The 1,138-nt window shown below is 45.3% G+C and carries 1 protein-coding gene; it reads right to left on the bottom strand.

The window, feature by feature from the left end:
* A partial coding sequence (locus tag BHC43_RS00575) for a VENN motif pre-toxin domain-containing protein (RefSeq protein ID WP_180297399.1) occupies positions 1-1,138 on the bottom strand: 1,138 nt, incomplete at both ends.

Raw genomic sequence — 1,138 nt, 5'->3', positions numbered from 1 at the left:
GGTTTATCTTTAATTACTACTCCGTTTGCTGTTACTAGACTTCCACTATGACTATTATATCGGTTGGTTATGGCCTTTATTTCATCCATTGAAAACGCTTTTCCGCGTTTTATGCTCATAACGTTTAGCATTGTTCCCAGACTCATCCCTGTCCCGTACAATGCATCTACCTGATCTGATAGTGAATATGAACTTAGGGCTTGCCCTGCTATCTGGAATTGCAGTACCCGCATCCCTATTTGCTGCTCTGTTGCTCCTGATTGCTTCATATCTCTTACTAGATTTGTGAGCGTTATTTTCTGGAACGCAGCATTGGCTATTTTTCCTGACGGTGTCCATTTCTGGGCATCCATATTAAATATCGGGGTTCCCCATCCATCCTGACTCTCTCCTGCTCCTTGCATCATCTTGCTGGCATAGCTGGTTAGTAATATCTTGGACTCTTCTTCTGTCAGCTGTCCTTTCAGATACAGACTTAGTATGATTTGTGAGGCCTCTTCTGAGGCTTTTTTGTAATTCTCTATAACCTGTTGTTGACATTCTTTGGTTTGACATGCATCGTATTTTCTTTGGTAATCATCCGCACTTTGTACCCCCGCTTTTTTCAGCTTTTCATTTATTTTTCTTTCCTGTGCATTAAGCTTGCTTTCTCCTTTGCTGTTAATTAAGGCATTATTCTCTACTGCATTTTGCCCAAGCTCTCCTGCTATCTGCGCATTACTCAGTGTTCCTCCGCTTAGTCCCCCTGCTACTGTCCCTATCGCTGACGATAGGTCTCTTATGCTTCCTTTTACGTTTTCCGGCAATCTGTTCGGGTCTATTTCTCCTGTGGCGGGATCTATTGCTTCTGGATACTGCTCTTTTGGCAGATGGTTTATTAGGTATTGGGCTGCCAATTCTGCACTGCTCGCTCCTGCCGCTCCTGCTGCTGCACTGCCTCCGTTTACACTTGCAGTTACTGCACCTAATATGGCATGCGCTACCAGCTGCGCTGCTTCGTTTTTGTTTTCTCCGTGGCCGAATTGTTTGCCTATCAGCTCTGATGCATATGGTGCTAAGGTGTTGGCCACTACCTGTATATTGGTCTGTCCGCCCAGTGCACCGGTGATGGCTGTGGTCACTGCATTCAGTGCACGGC

The sequence above is a fragment of the Snodgrassella alvi genome (assembly GCF_002777855.1).
GTDB classification, from domain to species: domain Bacteria; phylum Pseudomonadota; class Gammaproteobacteria; order Burkholderiales; family Neisseriaceae; genus Snodgrassella; species Snodgrassella alvi_E.
Note: the sequence above shows the minus strand (reverse complement) of the source record. Positions and strands in the feature narration are given on the sequence as shown.